This is a genomic window from Proteiniphilum sp. X52, assembly GCF_003712195.1.
Taxonomy (GTDB): domain Bacteria; phylum Bacteroidota; class Bacteroidia; order Bacteroidales; family Dysgonomonadaceae; genus Proteiniphilum.
In genome coordinates, this window is sequence record NZ_RDSD01000013.1 from 46,492 (window position 1) to 65,892 (window position 19,401).

The 19,401-nt window shown below is 48.6% G+C and carries 11 protein-coding genes and 1 riboswitch; of the genes, 5 read left to right on the forward strand and 6 right to left on the reverse strand.

All coding sequences use genetic code 11. The features are described 5' to 3' along the window. The first annotated feature begins 125 nt into the window (after positions 1–125). From purB to lepA, 5 genes are all read left to right on the forward strand, one after another. Complete coding sequence (purB, locus tag D7D25_RS11255; RefSeq protein WP_122969056.1) at positions 126–1,463, forward strand: adenylosuccinate lyase; 1,338 nt, start codon at positions 126–128, stop codon at positions 1,461–1,463. A 345-nt stretch (positions 1,464–1,808) separates the two neighbouring features. Beyond that, positions 1,809–3,032, forward strand: a complete 1,224-nt coding sequence (locus D7D25_RS11260; RefSeq protein ID WP_122969057.1) for a pseudouridine synthase — start codon at positions 1,809–1,811, stop codon at positions 3,030–3,032. 195 nt (positions 3,033–3,227) lie between these two features. Further along, on the forward strand, positions 3,228–4,625 hold the full coding sequence (asnS, locus tag D7D25_RS11265; RefSeq protein ID WP_122969058.1) for an asparagine--tRNA ligase: 1,398 nt from the start codon (positions 3,228–3,230) through the stop codon (positions 4,623–4,625). Next, entirely contained in the window at positions 4,622–4,798 is a 177-nt protein-coding gene (locus tag D7D25_RS18030; RefSeq protein ID WP_158602599.1) for a hypothetical protein, read from the forward strand. Before asnS ends, D7D25_RS18030 begins: the two co-directional genes overlap by 4 nt. After that, the gene (lepA, locus tag D7D25_RS11270; protein WP_122969059.1) at positions 4,795–6,582 is read left to right on the forward strand and encodes a translation elongation factor 4; all 1,788 of its coding nucleotides are present in this window, start codon (positions 4,795–4,797) and stop codon (positions 6,580–6,582) included. Before D7D25_RS18030 ends, lepA begins: the two co-directional genes overlap by 4 nt. 117 nt (positions 6,583–6,699) lie before the next feature. Here lepA and nrdG read toward each other — a convergent pair whose 3' ends face one another. The 6 genes from nrdG to D7D25_RS11300 form a co-directional block, all read right to left on the reverse strand. Then, positions 6,700–7,182 (reverse strand): anaerobic ribonucleoside-triphosphate reductase activating protein, encoded by a 483-nt coding sequence (nrdG, locus tag D7D25_RS11275; RefSeq protein ID WP_122969060.1) that lies wholly within the window; start codon positions 7,180–7,182, stop codon positions 6,700–6,702. Positions 7,183–7,259: 77 nt separating this feature from the next. Next, positions 7,260–9,377 carry an anaerobic ribonucleoside-triphosphate reductase gene (gene nrdD / locus D7D25_RS11280; RefSeq protein ID WP_122969061.1) on the reverse strand — a complete coding sequence of 706 codons (2,118 nt, stop codon included), beginning with the start codon at positions 9,375–9,377 and terminating at the stop codon, positions 7,260–7,262. Positions 9,378–9,551: 174 nt separating this feature from the next. Continuing rightward, positions 9,552–9,765: riboswitch (cobalamin riboswitch) on the reverse strand. 328 nt (positions 9,766–10,093) lie between these two features. After that, positions 10,094–11,254 carry a glycoside hydrolase family 5 protein gene (locus D7D25_RS11285; protein WP_122969062.1) on the reverse strand — a complete coding sequence of 387 codons (1,161 nt, stop codon included), beginning with the start codon at positions 11,252–11,254 and terminating at the stop codon, positions 10,094–10,096. 61 nt (positions 11,255–11,315) lie between these two features. Further along, a complete protein-coding gene (locus D7D25_RS11290; protein WP_122969063.1) occupies positions 11,316–13,088 on the reverse strand; it encodes a RagB/SusD family nutrient uptake outer membrane protein in 1,773 nt (590 codons plus the stop codon). A 24-nt stretch (positions 13,089–13,112) separates the two neighbouring features. After that, on the reverse strand, positions 13,113–16,250 hold the full coding sequence (locus D7D25_RS11295; protein WP_122969064.1) for a TonB-dependent receptor: 3,138 nt from the start codon (positions 16,248–16,250) through the stop codon (positions 13,113–13,115). Between the two features lie 233 nt (positions 16,251–16,483). Beyond that, positions 16,484–19,399 (reverse strand): glycosyl hydrolase, encoded by a 2,916-nt coding sequence (locus tag D7D25_RS11300; protein WP_122969065.1) that lies wholly within the window; start codon positions 19,397–19,399, stop codon positions 16,484–16,486. Positions 19,400–19,401 lie beyond the last annotated feature (2 nt).

Genomic DNA, 19,401 nt, shown 5'->3' on the forward strand with positions numbered 1-19,401 from the left:
AATATTTTTTATGAAAATTTTCACGAGTCTATTATTATCCCTATTTTTGTACCATCAAAATAGGGGTAGCGATTATATTAATCCGCAATAAACGTTTTCGTTAGGAAATACGAATACAAGTTACAATGAATTTAGATCAACTGACAGCCATTTCACCCGTCGACGGACGATACAGGGATAAGACCGCAGATCTGGACGCGTTCTTTTCCGAGTACGCACTCATCCGCTACCGGGTTCAGGTGGAGATCGATTACTTTATCTCTCTCTGTGAAGAGGGAATCCTTCCGTTGAAGGATGAGGCTATCTTCGGACAATTAAGGGATTTGTACCGCAATTTCAGTGAAGAGGACGCCCGGCAAATCAAAGAGATCGAAAAAATCACCAACCATGACGTGAAAGCGGTGGAATATTTCCTGAAAGAGAAATTCGATTCGCTTCAGCTGTCAGATCATAAGGAATTCATTCATTTCGGATTGACATCGCAGGATATCAATAACACCGCTACGCCGATGATGTGGCGGGACGCGCTGCACCGAGTCTATATCCCCGAACTGGAAGAGCTGGTCTCACGGATCGATGCGCTGGCCGATGAGTGGAAAGACATTTCCATGCTGGCGCGGACGCACGGGCAACCGGCATCACCCACACGCCTGGGGAAGGAGATGAAGGTTTTTAGTTATAGGTTGGCCGGTCAGATTGAAGTGCTGAAAAGAATCCCGGCCAAAGCCAAATTCGGGGGGGCAATCGGTAACTTCAACGCGCACCGGGTGGCTTATCCCCAGATCGACTGGATACGGTTCGGGAACCGTTTCCTGCAGGAGAAACTGGGTCTGCGCCGCGAAGAGTACACCACGCAGATATCCAATTACGACGCTTTTGCCGCATCATTCGACGCGATGAAACGCATCCATACCATACTGATCGACTTTACAAGAGATATATGGCAATATATATCGATGGAGTATTTCAAGCAGAAGATCAAAGAGGGGGAAGTCGGCTCGTCGGCCATGCCCCACAAGGTGAACCCGATCGACTTCGAGAATGCCGAAGGGAACCTGGGTATTGCCAACGCATTATTGGAACACCTCGCGGCAAAACTGCCCGTCTCGCGGTTGCAGCGCGACCTCACCGACTCCACGGTAATCAGGAATATCGGCGTACCTATGGCCCATGGATTAATCGCGTTAAAAAGCGCAACAAAAGGATTGCATAAATTGTTATTAAACAGAGAGGCAATAGAGAGGGATCTGGAAAACAACTGGGCAGTGGTTGCCGAAGGAATCCAGACCATTTTGAGACGCGAAGGATATCCGAAACCCTATGAGGCACTGAAAGCGTTGACACGAACCAATGCGCGTATCACCCGGGAGAGTATTTCGGATTTTATCGACAATTTGGATGTAAATGAACAGGTGAAAAAAGAATTGAAAGAGATCACACCCCAAAATTACACAGGATTCTAAGAAAATATTTTAGTGAAGTAAACCAAGCAAAGGACAAGCAGGCTTAGCTCCTGCCATAGCGAAACCATTGCCTTGAATGAGAGTTGGGACAGTTTATTTGATTTGGCCAAACACAAAATCCTCAAAGGGGAGTCGATTCGGCTTACACAGATAAGAAGTATTTGATACAGCACAACAATAAAGAGGAACGAACATCGAAAAGAATCTAACATTAATTGAACAGTAAATAATATTGAATAAATCCGTGCCGGTCGTGTTAGCCGGGCGGTAGAGATTTGAAAAAATGTGATTTAAAAAAGAAAAAACCGTGAGGTTTCATTAAGTAATCAAAAAGTAAATGCAACAATGACAACAAACAATGACGAATCGCGCCCAAGGCGGAGTTATCACAGCGCGAACAATGAGAGACACGCTTCGAACAGGAATTACGGCAATGAGCGGAGGACACAGCATGATGGTTATTATTCGGACAGGCCGTCCTACAATCAGGAGAGACAGTCGTACAACCAGGACAGACAGTCGTACAATCCGGAGAGGTCTTCCTACAACCAGGATAGATCGTACCATCAGGAAAGACCATCCTATAACCCGAACTACAGGGATTCCCGTCAGGAGGGCTACGGAGGGAATAGCGAGGGCGGCATCAGAAAACGGCGTCCCCGGGTAGGTGAACGTCCGCAGTCGCCTCAGCGGGTGAGCGGTGGCAGCGGTCACAACAACCGGAACTGGGGCAACCAACCCTCAAACGGGCCGGGTAGGCCGGGGCCGGGGAGACCTGCCAAGCCGGTGAAAAAGCTGAAAAAGAAAAAACCGTTCAAGCAGATCAAGTACAAAGAAAACGCGGATCCCAATGCCCCCATCCGCCTGAACAAGTACCTGTCGAATGCCGGCGTATGCTCCCGCCGCGAGGCTGATGAGTTCATCCAGGCAGGGGTGGTAAAAGTGAATGGGGAGGTGGTGACTGAATTGGGTACCAAGATCACCCGCGCCGACCAGGTGATGTTCCACAACCAGCCGGTACAGCTTGAAAGCAAGGTATACGTGCTGCTTAACAAACCGAAAGGTTTTGTGACCACGACCGATGATCCCGAGAACCGCAAAACGGTGATGGAACTGGTAAAGAGTGCCGCTTCCGAAAGGATCTATCCGGTGGGACGCCTGGACAGGGCCACCACCGGTGTGTTGCTGTTGACCAATGACGGTGACCTGGCATCGAAATTAACACATCCGAAATACGAAAAACGGAAAATCTATCAGGTATGGCTCGATAAGCCGGTGGCAATGGAGCATATGCAGATGATCGCCGACGGTATTGAACTGGAAGACGGCGAGATCCATGCTGACGCGATCAGTTACGTGACGGAAGAAGACCTTACCCAGGTGGGTATTGAGATCCACTCGGGCAGGAACCGTATCATCCGCCGTATCTTCGAGAAACTGGGCTACAGGGTGATGAAACTCGACAGGGTTTATTTCGCGGGACTGACCAAGAAAAAACTTTCACGCGGAAAATGGCGTTACCTCACAGAACAAGAGGTCAACATGCTCCGGATGGGTGCGTTCGATTAATGAACAACACTTCCATAGAGAGTCATCTCGTCTCAAAACGACTAATGTAATTGAATGATAATCCTGTTCCTGTGCGCTTTCGTGCAGGAACAGACTCGATATTTTATAGGGTAATTTAATCGAAGAGGAGCATAATCACTCACGCAAGAGTGGGTGATTAATGTGAGTTGCTTGCGATATTGAAGTATATAGTGTATGAAACAACTAAAACGAACAAAAATTTCGGATGCCTTACGACTTACAAATTTCGGTGAGGAAGTCAATGTAAAAGGATGGGTGCGTACCCGCAGAGGGAACAAAAATGTCGGATTTGTCGCTTTGAACGACGGATCGACTATCAATAACATACAGATTGTCATCGACATGGCTGATTTTGGCGAAGAGTTGCTTCGTCCTGTCACCACGGGAGCCTGCATCAGCGTGAACGGCGAACTGGTGGAGTCGCAGGGCAAAGGCCAGTCGGTAGAGATACGGGCAACGCAGATCGAGGTGTACGGATCTGCTGATCCTGTCACCTATCCGTTACAGAAAAAAGGGCATTCACTCGAGTTCCTTCGCGAAATAGCCCATCTGCGTCCGCGCACCAACACTTTCGGTGCTATCTTCAGGATGCGGCATCATATGTCGTATGCTATTCACAAATATTTCAACGACAGAGGATTTTATTATTTTCATACGCCTATCATCACCGCGTCCGACGCGGAAGGTGCCGGCTCCATGTTCGAAGTATCCACTCTGGACATAGAGAACCCGCCGCGCACTAAAGAGGGTAAGGTCGATTTCACTAAAGATTTTTTCGGACGTCAGACCAATCTGACCGTTTCCGGGCAGTTGGAAGGTGAACTCGGTGCCATGGCGTTGGGTGCCATCTATACTTTCGGACCCACATTCCGTGCGGAAAATTCCAACACGCCCCGTCACTTGGCGGAGTTCTGGATGATAGAGCCTGAGATGGCATTTTACGATATCAACGACAATATGGATCTGGCGGAAGATTTCCTGAAATATCTCATTGGTTACGCTTTAGAGCATTGCAGGGAGGATATCGAGTTCCTGGCCAAGATGTATGACGAAGGGCTGACAGACCGCCTGAATTTTGTGGTAGAGAATGATTTTGTGCGTCTGACCTATACTGAGGGAGTAAAGATCCTTGAAGAATCGGGACACACATTCGAGTTTCCCGTGTATTGGGGAGCCGACCTGCAATCGGAACACGAACGCTACCTGGTGGAAAAACATTTCAAACGTCCGGTAATCCTGACCGACTATCCGAGGGAGATCAAGTCGTTCTATATGAAGCAGAACGACGATGGCAAGACCGTCCGTGCGATGGACGTGCTTTTCCCCAAGATCGGCGAGATCATCGGCGGATCGGAGCGTGAAGCGGATTACGACAAGCTGATGAACAGGGTGGAGGAGACCGGGATGCATACCGAACCGATCTGGTGGTACCTCGAAACCCGTAAGTTCGGCACCGCACCCCATTCAGGTTTCGGCCTGGGCTTTGAACGGCTGATGCTGTTCATTACCGGCATGGCTAATATCCGTGACGTGATCCCTTTCCCGAGAACTCCTAATAATGCTGACTTTTGACAAAGAGGGAAGGTGAGACAGACAGGACAGCGGGAAAGGCTTTAAGAAGTGAAGTGGGAATCGCGGGGAAGGACTTTTATGACCCAGTGACTGGGAGAGCGGAAGAGGAGGGAGAATGGGAAAAGGTGATCCCGGGAAACGGGAGAATTAGAACAAGAAAAAAAGCTAAATGAAGAATATACGCAATTTTTGTATCATTGCACACATAGACCACGGCAAGAGCACGCTGGCCGACCGTCTGCTGGAGTTCACCAAGACCGTGGAAGGAAAGGACCTGCAGGCGCAGGTGCTCGACAATATGGATCTGGAGAGGGAACGGGGCATCACGATCAAAAGCCACGCGATACAGATGGATTATGAATATCAGGGTGAGAAATATACCTTCAACCTGATCGACACGCCGGGGCACGTGGACTTCTCCTACGAGGTGTCGCGTTCCATTGCCGCCTGCGAAGGCGCCCTGCTGGTGGTCGATGCTGCCCAGGGTATCCAGGCACAGACCATCTCAAACGTCTATATGGCTATCGAGCATGACCTGGAGATCATCCCTATCCTTAACAAGATCGACCTGGACAGCGCCATGCCTGATGAGGTGGAAGACCAGATCGTGCAACTGCTGGGTGTTCCCCGTACAGATATCATCCGCGCCAGCGGAAAGACAGGCATCGGCATCGAAGAGATACTCCACGCCATCATTGAGCGGGTGCCCGCTCCCCAAGGGGATCCGGATGCGCCGCTGCAGGCACTGATCTTCGACTCGGTGTTTAACCCCTTCCGTGGCATCATTGCTTACTATAAGATTGTGAACGGCAGCCTGAGGAAAGGCGATATGGTGAAATTCATCAATACGGGCAAGGAGTATGATGCCGACGAGGTGGGTATCCTGCGCTTGAATATGGTGGCGAAAGAAGAGGTAGGCTGTGGCGATGTGGGTTATATCATCTCCGGCATCAAGACCTCGAAAGAGGTGAAGGTGGGGGATACCATCACCCATGTGAAACGTCCCTCCACCAAGGCGATCGAAGGATTTGAAGAGGTGAAGCCCATGGTTTTTGCCGGCGTCTATCCCATCGATAGCGAGGATTTCGAGAACCTTCGCTCATCCCTCGAAAAGCTGCAACTCAACGACGCGTCGCTCACTTTCCAGCCCGAATCGTCCGTGGCGTTAGGCTTCGGCTTCAGGTGCGGCTTTCTCGGATTGCTCCATATGGAAATCGTGCAGGAGCGCTTGGAACGGGAATTCAATATGGATGTGATTACCACGGTACCCAACGTTTCCTATAAGGTATACGACAAGAAGGGGAATATGAAAGAGGTGCACAATCCCGGCGGTCTGCCTGATGTCACGCTTATCGAAAGCATCGAGGAGCCTTTTATCCGCGCTTCGGTCATCACCAACACCGCCTATATCGGCCCTATCATGACCCTCTGCCTGGGCAAGCGGGGTGTGCTGATCAAACAGGAGTATGTCTCGGGCGACAGGGTGGAGATCATCTACGACTTGCCGCTGGGCGAGATCGTGATCGACTTCTACGACAAGCTGAAAAGTATATCGAAAGGATATGCCTCATTCGATTATCATCTTCATGATTACCGCCCGTCGAAGCTGGTGAAACTGGATATTCTGCTAAACGGCGAACAGGTGGACGCGCTCTCCACGCTTACCCATTTCGACAATGCGCAGAGCTTTGGCCGGCGCATGTGCGAGAAACTGAAAGAGTTGATCCCGCGCCAGCAGTTCGATATCGCTATTCAGGCCGCCATCGGGGCGAAGATCGTCGCCCGCGAGACAGTGAAAGCCGTCCGGAAGGATGTGACCGCAAAATGTTATGGCGGTGATATTTCCCGTAAACGCAAGCTGCTCGAAAAGCAGAAAGAAGGGAAGAAACGGATGAAACAGGTCGGCAACGTGGAGGTTCCGCAGAAAGCGTTCCTGGCGGTGCTGAAACTGGATTAACGGGGTGGGAAAGCAGGAAGGAGAAAGGCACGCCAATCACTTGGAATGCCTTTCCTGTCAAAATAATAAATAAATAAAAAGTAGAGAAAGTACCCGCATGCTTGTTCCATGCAGGCGCTATTGTGCCGCACCATGAGCGGCGGAATGCATCCGGTGAGTGATATCTATCATCTTGCCATCCTCGATCCGGTACAGCCGCTGGTTGGTAGTGCTCTTGTTCAATCCCCCGAGCGTTTCGACATAAGGGCCGCTCTTTACGAAATCAAAATGATCCCTCGAATTCTCCGGAAGCTTGTCGTTTCCCGAATACCACGCCGTTTTGATCCTTCCTCCCTGGCTTTTCCGGACGAAATCGGCCAACCGGTACAATTCACCGGTATCGGCATCGCCTCCCATAAAACAAATACAGGTAACCGCCCTTTCATATGACTGCAGCAGTCCGGCAAGCGCGGATTCACTCAACTCTTTCCCTATATCCTGTTGCAGGTGTGGACTGTGGCATCCCCTGCAACGGTAGGGGCAATTCGACAGGTTGACCGCCAAGGTTACTTCATCGGGAATTTCCTGAAAGACAATATCATAATCGACATATTTCAACATACAAGCAGCTTATTTGCGGCGAACCTTATCCTGATCCGTTTCTTTTAATATATCGCATTTTAACACATCACGTTTGTTTAATATGCCACCGTCTCCTTTTCCGGCTCCATCTTCCCGTAAAACCGTCTGGCTGCTTCTGCCTGACGGGGGAGGGAGAAGTTACTTACCCGTTTCATATAGCCGATGATGCGTGTGAGGTAGTCCACATTCCGGGACCCGCATCGGGGACATTCCTTCAGAAAGCGCTTGTCGATGACGCCGCAATCGTTGCACACGGTATTGGGAATGTTGAAGGTGAAGTAGTTGCATCCTTCGCGGGCCGCCACACGCAGCAGCTGGCGGTATTGCGCTTTCGAGAGGTGTTCCTCCAGGTTCATATGGAGCGCGGATCCGCCCGTGAGGTGCTCGATATAGTCGCGTCCATGCAGTCGGAACTTGTCGATCACGTTCAGCGAGGGGTCTTCCACGCGGTAGAAATAGCTGTTGTAGCAGTCGCGCGGCACAAAGTAGCCGTCTTCCCTGTCCCATTTGGCATGTTTCACGCCCACGTTTTCGGCGGGGATCATCTCGCAGTTGAACATCAGTTCTTTCGACCGGTATTTTTTGTTGTAGCGTTCGATAATCCCCAATATTTCCTGTACGAACGCCACATAGCGGGGATTGTGGTTGATCGCGATGCCGAGCGATTCGGCCGCTTCCACCAACCCGTTCACGCCGATGGTCAGGTACTGCCGGCCGATGTTGATGAATCCCGCGTCGAACAGGGGCAGCATCCCCTTCTGTTGGAACATCTTCAGGTTCTCGTTATAGGCGGTCTGTACCTTGTGGGCCAAATCGACCACCTCTTCGAGGAATGCCGTGTAGGATTGTCCGGTACGTTTCGCGAACTGGACGCAGCGGTTCAGGTTGATGGTGAGCACGCTTTTCGATCCGGTGGAGACTCCGCCGGCGCCCAATGTGTAGCTGAAACCGTTGTCCTGGATCTCGTTGCGCAGGCGGCAGCAACTCGACAGCGAGTCGGCATTGTCGCTCATGTAGGTGAAGAACGAGTGGCCTTCGGCGTACATTTCGGCGGTGAAATCGCCATATTCGGCGTCGGAGGTGTCGCCGTCTTTGGTGAGCAGCGCCATGGTTTCCACGGGAAAGGTGAGCACGGTTTTGGCGCGTTCCCTGTTGAACCATTTCATGAAACGCTTTTGCAGCCAGCTGAGCGACTCCCACACGGGTCGTGAGCCGTCGGGGAAGCGGAATTCGCCGAACAGGCTTTCGAAGTAGTACCTGTCGTAGTAGGAAATGTTCCAGAACACTGCCTGGAAATTGCGCGCGCCGGTAGGTTGGTTGATGGAGTAGACGATCTGCTCGAAACAGTCGGTGATCATTTTGTCTATGGTTCGTTGCCTCCTCGACAGATCCACCACGTCCCCGGAACGCCCGAAATAGTCATCGCCGTACTCCTTGCGGATGAAATAGTCGAGGTACATCAGGAATTCGGGCGTGGCGCAGGCGCCGCTGAGCATGCTCGACACGATGAACACCATATTGATGAACCCGCCGCAGAACGATTTCAGGTTGGTCGGGGGCATGGAGTTGCCGCCGATGGCAAGGGTGCCGTTCAGCAGCCAGGGGTACATGGTGATGCTGGCGCAATAGTTGGCCAGGCTGGTCTCATCGTTTTTATAGATGAAATGCTCGTTCAGCATGCCGATGTATTTGTCGGCGAGCTCTTTGCCGTACATCTCCTTCAGCCGGTCGGTGATCATCTTGCGGTTGAGGTCGATGAAACTCTTTTTGGGCAACTCGCCGATAAGTGTGGCGATGTTTTTCTTCTCCACATTCGCATTGGCGTCAAACTTGCTTCCCGTGGCGGCATTTTGCGCATCACAATAGTTCATCAGGAAGTTCAAGTTGTCGCGGATCTCACGCGTCTCGGCATGCTTTTGCCGGTAGAGCATGTATGCTTTCGCGACGGCAAAATATTTTTCCGCCATCAGCGCCGTTTCCACCTGGTTCTGAATCTCTTCCACGGTCATGCCGTCGGAAATGTGGAGGCGGGAGAGGATCGCGACGAAATCATCTTGGGTTGCGAACGCACCTACCGAGAGAAACGCTTTGGCCACGGCATTTTCTATCTTTTTAATGGAGAAGGGGACCCGTTTTCCGTCCCGTTTCAGGATTTGAATAGCTTGGTTACCCATATTTTAGACATTTAGAGGGTTAGGCTGATGTACCACATGGCTTTTGGAAAAACGGACGATCTGTAAGCCCAACACTCTTATAGCCTTAAGTTCTACAAGCCTGTCAGTCTAAAAAATACGGATAGGTGATATCAATATTTTTGATCGTCTTTTTACCCGAAAGACATCAAAAAGAGTATATGAAACGCACTTGGCAGGTCTTCTGACTTACTCCCGTGTCTGAACGCCTTCCCGTTCCGGCCTATCGGAACAGTGGCTATGGAGATGTTTGTCCGGCACGTAAAAAAGAGCTTACAGCAGCGGGAACTGTTGCCGACTTTCACGGCATTCCCTTTTATTTTATCCATAAAGACGACTATGAATAAAAACCAAATGTTGTCACAAAGATAAATTTACTTTTTCAAAAAACCAATTAAGTTTTCCGAAAAAGTTATCAACAATAGTGTGATATTTTTACATGTAATTGGTTATTAATATTATATGTTTTTTATCGTACAATCAGTATTGGAAAAATGAGGACGGGAGTTCTCCTTTTTGTCCAATAACGGGGGTGAAAGAAGCTGTCGTTTTTCCGCGTGACGGCATCTTGCGCATCCGGCAACACCGGAATAGTGAAAGCCTGGTTGGAACGGATTAAAGCCTCGTCCAATTTACATCCTGCCTGAATGGTGATGATGAAAAGGCTGACACGATTCCGGATATGAAATGGGATGTTTTCATTGTGCTTTGTTTTTTTGGAATGCTTTTCTGATGATTTTAGCCCGTTCCGTCTCTGTTTGGGAACGTTCGGGATATGGATCTCCTCTGAACCAGAATTCCCCGGTTCCTTCCTTATATTCCAAGTCCCATCCGTGCCATTCCCTGAAAGCGTGGTAGCACCACGACCAATTGTTTTTTTCGAAGATGTCGATGACGTCGGTTAGCCATTGTTTTGACGATTCTACCGGAGCCCATCTGACAACGCTGAATTCCCCCACCAATATGGGGACGTTATGTTTTTTCTGAAAAGCCACGACCGGAGCCATCGATTCCTCCATCTTCTCCTTGTTCCATGTGGTGTTTTCATGTACACCTGGATAAGTTTTCCCGATATATTGCTGTGCTTGCTCTCTTGTGGTTACATCGCTTGGAAAATATACTCCCTGATGGGTGAAGGAGTCTTGAGGTTTATAGTAGTGAATGCTGTATATCACACGTTCATCCTCCAACGGTGTCAAATCTTTATATCCTAAAACCTCTCCCCATGGGCCGGGTTCATAAATAATCCACACATCGGAGTCCATTTCGCGGATGGCGGAGATAATCTCCGGGACCATCTCTCGCCACTTGAAAGGGATATGGGCGGTGTTGGGTACTTTCTCTACCGGTTCGTTGTAGAGGTCGTATCCCCAGATGATGTCGTCGTATGAGCTGCCTTTGAATTTTGTGGCTATTTCTTTCCATATCCGGATAAAACCCGGTTTGACTTCGGGATTGTTCCAAAATGTGGGCTGGGATATATCACCTGGATTTTCCACAGGTACCCCATGTAGGTCTATGATGACTTTCATGTTCTTCTCGCGAGCCCATTGAATCCGTTCCGCCAAGATGTCCAGGTAGGCCGGCAAAGCATCCCAAATCCCTCTTTGGTTGATTTGGGCGAATTTATCAGGATGGATGGGGATTCTGATAATATTGGCACCCCATTCGGCAGCGGCGTTCAGGGCATTTCTGTCGAAATCTTTGGCGTCGCTTACCATAAATCCCCTGACCTGTGCGGGAGACACGAGGGTTGTTGGCGGATTGGCGGTTTCCGGTTCGGGCACTTCCCTTTTTTCCCCACAGGAGAAAAAAAGGAATGCCATTGCCAGAACGATACGAAAATTGGTTGTTTTCATTTTAATTGTTATTGAGGACCGTCCCAGAAGCAATATAGCTCAAGTACAGTCATTGAAAATATTACCATCCGGGATTTTGGGTGACCAACGGCATCCGGATGGTTTCACTCAACGCAATGGGTAGTAAATAGTATTTTTCGTCAGCAGTCGGTTCACACCTGACGGATACGATCCTTGTATTTGCCAATGAATCGTCGTCATTCTTCACCCATCTCATGCCTGTTTTTAACCTTGAATTTTCCGGCATGATTTTCCAACGGCGTATATCGTAGAAACGGTTTTCTTCGAAAGCCATCTCCACTCTTCTTTCCCGCCTGATGCGCTCTCGGAATTCGTCTTTTGACAGGCCTGTGGGCAGGTCGGGCATTCCAGCTCTTGTCCTGACTTTATTGGCAGCATTGTAGGCGACATCCGTAGGTCCGTTCGCTTCATTTTCCGCCTCGGCCAATGTCAGGTATAGTTCGCCCATGCGGTATATTCTCCATAATGTTGTGCTTGCGCCGGCCGACCGTTGCGAGGGATCAATATATTTGCGGGTATAATATCCGGTGGGGGAGCGTTGCTTGATGCCGGAGATGCCGTGTATGCCACCGACGAAAGATTCGATATAAATGTCTTCTCCGTCTTTTTTCCCAAAATAAGCTCCGTTGTACCAGATGGATGCATAGAAACGCGGGTCTCGGTCTATATAGGGATTCTGGTCGTCGTATCCGGAAGCCGTATTGATAATGGGTTGGAGATGGTCTGCGTCGTTATATCCCATAATCGGAATGGATCCGTCTTTCATTTCATAGCTGTCGATCAGTTCTTGGGAGGGGCAGATTCCGGATTTTTCGGATGGGAAGGAGGGAATCATGTGCATCAGGTAAGTGATGACGCCGAACCGTCTGTAGGTTTGACTTCCGTATCCCCAGGAGTCGATGGCTTCGAGAATGGTCTCTTTATCGTTTGGATTTTCCGACTTGTCGGGACGCGTGATGAAGTATTCCTCGTATCGCGGATAAAGCATATATCCGTTTGCCTCAAGCGCTATTACAGCTTCTCTTGCGGCTGTCGCCGCAGCCTGCCATTTGGCTTTGTCGTTGGTGGGGTTCCATAGCGGACTTGCGTTGAAAAGCAGGGCGGAAGCCTTGATAAAATGGGCGACCGCTTTCGTCATCCGTCCTTGTTCGGGGCTTGTGGTTGTACGGAACGGAAGATTCGGTTCATTGATTGCGTCATTGCAATCCTTGACGATGAATTGAACAATTTCGTCGAACGACGCCCGTGTCAGGTGCGTAAAATCTGTTTCAATGGTGATATCTCTGTCAATCAGCGGAACGCCTCCGTAATTCTTGATCAGATCAAAATAGTAATGTGCCCGCAGTACTTTTGCTTCTGCAAGGTATTGTCCGCGTCTTGTGGCAACGGGAATGTTCTCCTCGTTGACCCTTTCCAAAAAGACATTCGCCTTACGGATTCCCGCATAGGCAGTACCCCAGAAATCCCGGTCGTTGTATCTCAAAGTCTGGTTTCCTTCCATAAATGGCAGATTGCTGGCGCTATAGTTACCTTGATTCCATTGATGGAGTTGTAACCAGGTATCTTGTGGGGCTTGACTGTCGGTCGCGTCGTCGGTATAGGAAGAAAGAAAGGTGTAATAGTGGTAGCCGTGTCCGTATTTCCGAACATATTCATAGACCGAATTGAGGTATGATTCCGTATAGTCGTTGTTGCTGAAAACGTCGTCGAGCGTCATTCGTCCGTCGGGCGTGATGTCCAACACATCGGAACACCCGCAATACGTGGTCAATGTCAGAACAACCAGAATGGATTTTATGATTGATTTCTTCATGATGTTATGTTTGTAAGATGGTGATTAAAACGTGATATTGGCTCCGAAATTGATGACTTTCAATACGGGATAAGCCGTATTCGATGTGATTTCCGGGTCCCAGTCCTTGAATTTGAGTTTGTCCCAGGTGATTAAATTGTATCCGTTTGTATAGAACCGTACATTTTTCGCATGGATGAGGGCGCTCCATTTCTTCGGCAGGTTATATCCTATTTCCAAGTTTTTCAACCGTACGAACGAGCGGTCCTGGTTGAAGAAAGTGCTGCCTCGCAGCTCACTGGCCGACTGGGCTAAGGATAAAGCGGGGAATAAGATTTCCTCGCCCGATTCAGCCCTCTCGGGAGTCCAGGCTTTCATGTGATAATTCCTGAAATCATACCATTCCCAAGGGCCGTTCCCCCCGAGGCTTCCGCTCACTTGAAAAGCTCCCTGCAATAATCCCGAAATGTCGAAATTTTTATACGTGATGCTAAGGGCTAATCCCCATGTATATTTCGGCACATCTGAATAGCCAACCGGCATCAGGTCTTTGTCGTTGATGATGCCGTCGCTGTTCAGATCCTCGAATTTCAAATCGCCGGGACGGGGTTTGACACCGTCGTATGTGGCGTATGCGTCAATCTCCTCTTGGTCCTTGAAGAATCCGATGGCTTTCAGCCCCCATTGTTGTCCGATGGAATAGCCTGTCTGACGGTATCGGTATGCATAGGTCTCGTCCAATTCCAACTCATCCATGTAGAGGACCTTGTTGTCGTTATAGTTGATATTTCCTTTCGCCACGACAAACAAGTCTTTTGTCAGTGATTTGGTATAAGTGGCTTCAATTTCATATCCTCTGTTTCTGACCCGACCCAGATTAAATGGGGCGATCGTAGAACTGGCAACGCCAATCAGCTGTGGTGTCGATTGCTTGTTGATCAATATGTTGTTTCTTTTCTCATTGAACAGGTCAATCGTCACATTTAGCGATTTGAGTAATCCCACTTCCAATCCCAGGTTTAATTTTTTCGCAGTTTCCCATTTCAAGTTCGGGTTTCCGAAGAAGGTTTCCTGGATGGTGTGGTTGTTTGATATCAATGTGGAATATCCGCCTCCCGTTCTTGTCACATTGTCAAGGTACAGGAAACGGGTGCTTCCCATTTTATCGTTACCGACAAGGCCATAAGACGCCCTTAGCTTCAACTTGTCCATGGTCTTTTTTATTGGGTTGAAGAACGATTCTTCCGAAATGTTCCACGCGGCGGATGCCGAAGGGAAAAATCCATACCTGTTTTTTGGAGCGAATTGTTCGGACCCGTTATATCCGGCGTTGAATTCCAGAATATAGCGGTTGTCGTAGGCATACGACAGTCGTGTCGCTAATCCCTGTACATTGAACGGGAGTGTTTCACTCGCTTTGATCAGTGACTGCTGCTGATAGAGAAATAAGCCGGTAACAGCATGTTTCTCTTCGAAAACGCGGTTGTAGTTTATTTGATACTGTATATCGTAGAATGACTGGAATGTGGCACTTTTGGACACGGAAAGCGGGGTGTTGTCGAAATCGGAACGTATTCTCTGGTATGTGATATAGTCGCGTCCATCCGGACCTTGTTGGTTCGGATCAATCACCTGTTCCCAATATTGGTAGCTCCTGGAGCCTGTCAAATAGTTGATGGATTTTGTATCGAAAGAGGCGATTAATTTGGTAGAGAGACCTTGAACAAATTCACTCAAGTCATACTCCATTCCGAACGAAGCGTTGACGCTGCTTCTCGATTCTTTCAAGTATCCGGATCGGTTGATCTGAGCCCAGGGCGATTCCTGGTAGGCTCCACTTCCGATAAGAACTTCTCCATCCGGAGTCAATGGACCCGGTTGAATGGAAGGCCATCGGGTCAAAATACGCCCGATAATTTCCGACGAACCGATTCTCGGGCCATTTACCGACTCGAAATAACCGGCGGCGTTCAACAACGCCTTGAGTGTCTTTTTTCTGTTCAAAGCCACATCAATATTTGCCCGGAAGTTATACCTGTCCATATAATTCTGCGGATCGTACGTCTTGGGCTCCGGATCGATTTTCCACTGACCACCCTGATGCAGATACCCCACGTTGACGAAGTATCCTACATTGGAGCCTTTCCCGTTTAATGTGAGGTTGTAGCGCGTTTGCGGTACCCATTCGTTCATGAGTTCCTTGATCCAGTTATGATTGCCGTATACTTCGGGCCAGTCGTTTAGCCGGTATCTTTCCAAGGCATACTCGGAATAGGGCGGTTTGTCGTTGATGCCGGGATTGGGATTGTCGTTATGCCAGGCTTGGTTTTTGAGCGTCGCCCAGTCATACGCGTCCAATGAAGTGGGCCACCGGGTGAATGTCTGCCATCCTGTTTCCGCATTCAGACTGATGTCGGGAATCTCGCTTGTGCCTCTTTTGGTCGTTACCAGGATAACCCCGTTGGCTCCGCGGACTCCGAAAAGAGCGGTGGATGAGGCGTCTTTCAGAATCGAAATTGTTTCCACCTCATTCGGGTCGATGGAAGTTAGATCACGTTCGATGCCGTCGACCAAAATCAGCGGATCTTGTCCGTTCATAGTACCCCTTCCTCTCATATACAAATAAGCGGCATCGCGTCCGGGTTCGCCACTGCGCTGAATGGCAATCAACCCTGGCAGACGACCGGTCAGGGTTACCGCCAAATTTGCAGCCGGGCTCTGTTTGATTTCTTTGGTGTTGATGGCTGCCACGGCACCGGTCAAGGTCGCTTTTTTCTGTGTACCGTAGGCAACCACCACCACTTCGTCCAACGATTCGGCATCTTCGAGAAGGGTTATGTCGAATTGATTTCTCCCGGTCGTGTTTATTTCCTGATCTACATATCCGATAAAAGAGACACGGATAACCGCGTTTTCTTCCACCTCTAGGGTGAACCTACCATCGACACCGGTCGCGGTTCCGTTCCCAGCCGATTCTTTTTCAATGACATTGGCTCCAATAATGGGTTCGTTCTTTACATCCCGTACGACCCCTGTGATTGTTTTTCTCGGGGAAGGATTTACGATTCTCTCTTCGACTTTCTTAAGAAAAAGTTCTGTTTCACCAGTGGTCAGATGAAGATATATATTCTCCGCGGCTGTTGAAAAAGTGCAAAGAAAAAGTGAGAATGCCAACAGTTTCATGATTCTTGGAATATTACCACAATGAGCAATAATATGATTTCCATTAAAAAAAATTTTCATAAATTTGTTTGCTTAATAATGTTAATGACTGGTAAATAAATTTTTTCAGCCGGATGATGTGGCCGCATCATTCATCTTTTCATGTTGTTCGATTTTTTATTTCTCCATAGGCATTATTGTTTTTTACTGATGTTAATAATCTGAAAGGAAAAAAGAGGTAAGGTCGTGTTTCTTCACTCCACCGGATTCACGGTTTTAAGGGTGACCGGTCCCAGCAATCCTGATTTAATCAACGGAACTTGGGACCAGGGCAGATAAACCTTGTTTAACCCGGGAATATTGGTCGCATTAATATTTGTATCCACATAATTTCCACCTGTGATCGCATCGCCCGTCAACCTGTTGGACCAAGTGTTGGCTACTTCAACCACCAACGTATTATCCCCCGGCCGGATTATGGCGGTCACATCAAACCAATAAGGTTTTGTCCAGGCAATACCCAGAGACACATCGTTCAAGGTCACACTCCCCACTTTGGACACTTCTCCCAAATCGAGAAATATTTTCTGGCCTTCTTTTTTAAAAGTTGAATTGATGTCGTATTGGAATGTTTTTTTATAAGTGGCCGTTCCGGAATAGTATTTGATCTTCTCGTCTTCACTCTCTGTCCAGGAGGTTAACTCGGGCAAGATGACTTTCTCGGGCGTGTCAAATACTCCGGGAAAGAAAAGTTCCCAGGCACCGTCCACCGCCTGCGTGGCAACTTGGTTCTCAAAGACATACTTTTGATTGCCTTTACTTAATTCAAACACTCCGTCGGTCAACATGTAGGTCCGGTTGCGGTAGGTGAACACCCGACTGTCTGACTGGTTCAAGTTGGTTATCCGATCGTACTTCGCCCGGGGTTCTCCTTTTCTGAACACATAAAAGAGCGCCCCGTAGGGAGGCAGAGACAGGGGTATGCCCACGGAAGCACTATTCAGGCTGTAAATATCCGGAGAATAGGTCTCACCTGATAGGGGATCCCATATTTCGGGAATTTTATTTTGTTGTCGGAAACTCACCTTTTTGTCAACCCACTTGTCTCTTGTGTTTCTGACAAAATAAAAATCCAACCCATCTTTTTGGTAATGGGTATAATCCAAATCGTTAAACTCAAATCCGGGATAGCTTATGTCCGGTTGAACATTCATTTTCCGCAATAAATCCAGAGGAGTTTCATCGGTGATCACAAAACCACTTTTGTTGTTCCTGTCCCATAATCTATCGATAAGTTGTTTTGTTTCGTTATCGTCTCCAACCGATACCCGCGGAGGTTTCTCGCCGATAATTTGTGCGCCCTGCCGCAAGAGGTCTTCGATTTTCTTCAAAACCTCCGGGTGCATTTCTTTTTCCGGCTCCAGATACAACAACTCAAAAACGGCTCCCGAGGGCAATTTGATCTTTTTGTCCTCCACCGTCAGCCGGGTGAAAATCTCCGTGTTGATCACTTCATAGTCATAGCCCGGACCTACAGCAAAACGGCCGTTTTTGTGGCCCGTGAAATTGGGGGTTCTGTCACCGTAATAATAGAGCACATCCGCGTAAAAGTCAGTTTCCTGAAGTATGTAGGAAACCCTTGACAAATAATCGTTAAACGGTTTGGTTTTGGAAAACCAGATATTTTTATCGTTATAGTGTGTGCCCGCGTAATAAACACTTCCTGGTTCTTGCATGTTACCGGAATAATGGGTAAAGCCGTGGAAGACCACCTTGTTCATCCCTTCACAGAAAGCCCTGTCCCCGTAGGGTTTCATATCGGAAGGGGCTTCCTGCCAGTGCTGAAAGGTTGTGAAAGCTTCCTGTTCCACAATTTTTCGCCGGTAGATATGCGCTGCCGCGGAGACCTCCTTGACCATCCGCAACACATCGATGCCGTCTTTGTTAAGCCTGTTGTGATTGATCCAGAATTCCCCTCTGGGAATATCCACGGCGCCCAAAGATTTCAAAGGCTCAACCGGAACGTTATGAAGCGGATAACCCGGACCGCCCGATTCCGAATTGACCTTTAATCCATGGCTGTTGGCGATTTCCTTGGCTTTGCGATAGAAATTATTGATCATGAGTTCCGACAATGTTTTCCGGAAATCGGTTTTAAACCTTTCAGCCAGGGAAGGATGATACAGATCTTCGTTGAAAAGCAAAGGCAGGAATTTATAGATGTCGTAACGGTGCATATCCTTGAAAACAGCCGGCAAGCCGGGTGTCCAGGTCATTCCCCGGGCTTCATAACTCGCTAAATAAAGGCTTTTCAACGAGGATTCCCGAAAATCGGGCACAATGGTTTTGAGCTTTTCAATGACGTGGTCGAAGTGCATCCGGGTGGCGTCGGCATCGAAATGGTCGATAATGGGCCCGGTTGAATTTGGACTGGGCAGCAGCAGCTTTTCCGTTGAGTTGGACGTAATGAAACGGTAAACATCCCAATCGCCTTCCGGAACCTGCCAGTTCAAAGTCTCACTCTGAGGATCAAAAAACCGGGTTACGTCAATAATTTCTGCCGTATCGGCGATCACCTCATTCGAGGGTAAAGCGACAACCGCTATCTCTCTATAATATACCGGTTTCCCGTTGCGATTGAATTTGATTATCGTTTCTTGTCCCCGGTTATCCTTTTGGGGTACTTCGGGAAAAGGCAATTTAATTTTTTGTTGTTTCCTTGTGTCATCTATTTTTGTTTTCGACATATAAATTGCTTTCGACGCAAATTCGGGAGTTACCCAGCTGCCGCCCGCATTCCAGCTGCTTGCCATATTTAGCCCGGCCTCCATCCCGTATTTCTTTGCTTCATCCAACGCGATTTTTATGGCGTGCAGGGATTCCGGACTTAAAAAAGCCGGTCCCGCGGGGGTCACTGTATCGGCGGCATTGACACCTATCTCGAAGATATCAAAACCCGTTATCCCCACATCACGCATCGCTTTTATTTCTTCCTTGATCCTGCCGGCATCAACATGTCCGTTCAACCACCAATAATACACTTTGGGACGCGCATAATCGGGAGGCGCTTCAAACCCTTTTTTCAGGGCATCGTATCTGTTCTGTGACAAAACAAGTTGACTGCCAAACAGGGAACCGAGAACTAAAAACAGGAATGGTAACTTTTTCATGA

Bases quoted from the DNA above. Each gene is read 5' to 3' on its own strand.
- purB (WP_122969056.1), top strand. From the start codon at position 126: ATGAATTTAGATCAACTGACAGCCATTTCACCCGTCGACGGACGATAC.
- D7D25_RS11260 (WP_122969057.1), top strand. From the start codon at position 1,809: ATGACAACAAACAATGACGAATCGCGCCCAAGGCGGAGTTATCACAGC.
- asnS (WP_122969058.1), top strand. From the start codon at position 3,228: ATGAAACAACTAAAACGAACAAAAATTTCGGATGCCTTACGACTTACA.
- lepA (WP_122969059.1), top strand. From the start codon at position 4,795: ATGAAGAATATACGCAATTTTTGTATCATTGCACACATAGACCACGGC.
- nrdG (WP_122969060.1), bottom strand. From the start codon at position 7,182: ATGTTGAAATATGTCGATTATGATATTGTCTTTCAGGAAATTCCCGAT.
- nrdD (WP_122969061.1), bottom strand. From the start codon at position 9,377: ATGGGTAACCAAGCTATTCAAATCCTGAAACGGGACGGAAAACGGGTC.
- D7D25_RS11285 (WP_122969062.1), bottom strand. From the start codon at position 11,254: ATGAAAACAACCAATTTTCGTATCGTTCTGGCAATGGCATTCCTTTTT.
- D7D25_RS11290 (WP_122969063.1), bottom strand. From the start codon at position 13,088: ATGAAGAAATCAATCATAAAATCCATTCTGGTTGTTCTGACATTGACC.
- D7D25_RS11295 (WP_122969064.1), bottom strand. From the start codon at position 16,250: ATGAAACTGTTGGCATTCTCACTTTTTCTTTGCACTTTTTCAACAGCC.
- D7D25_RS11300 (WP_122969065.1), bottom strand. From the start codon at position 19,399: ATGAAAAAGTTACCATTCCTGTTTTTAGTTCTCGGTTCCCTGTTTGGC.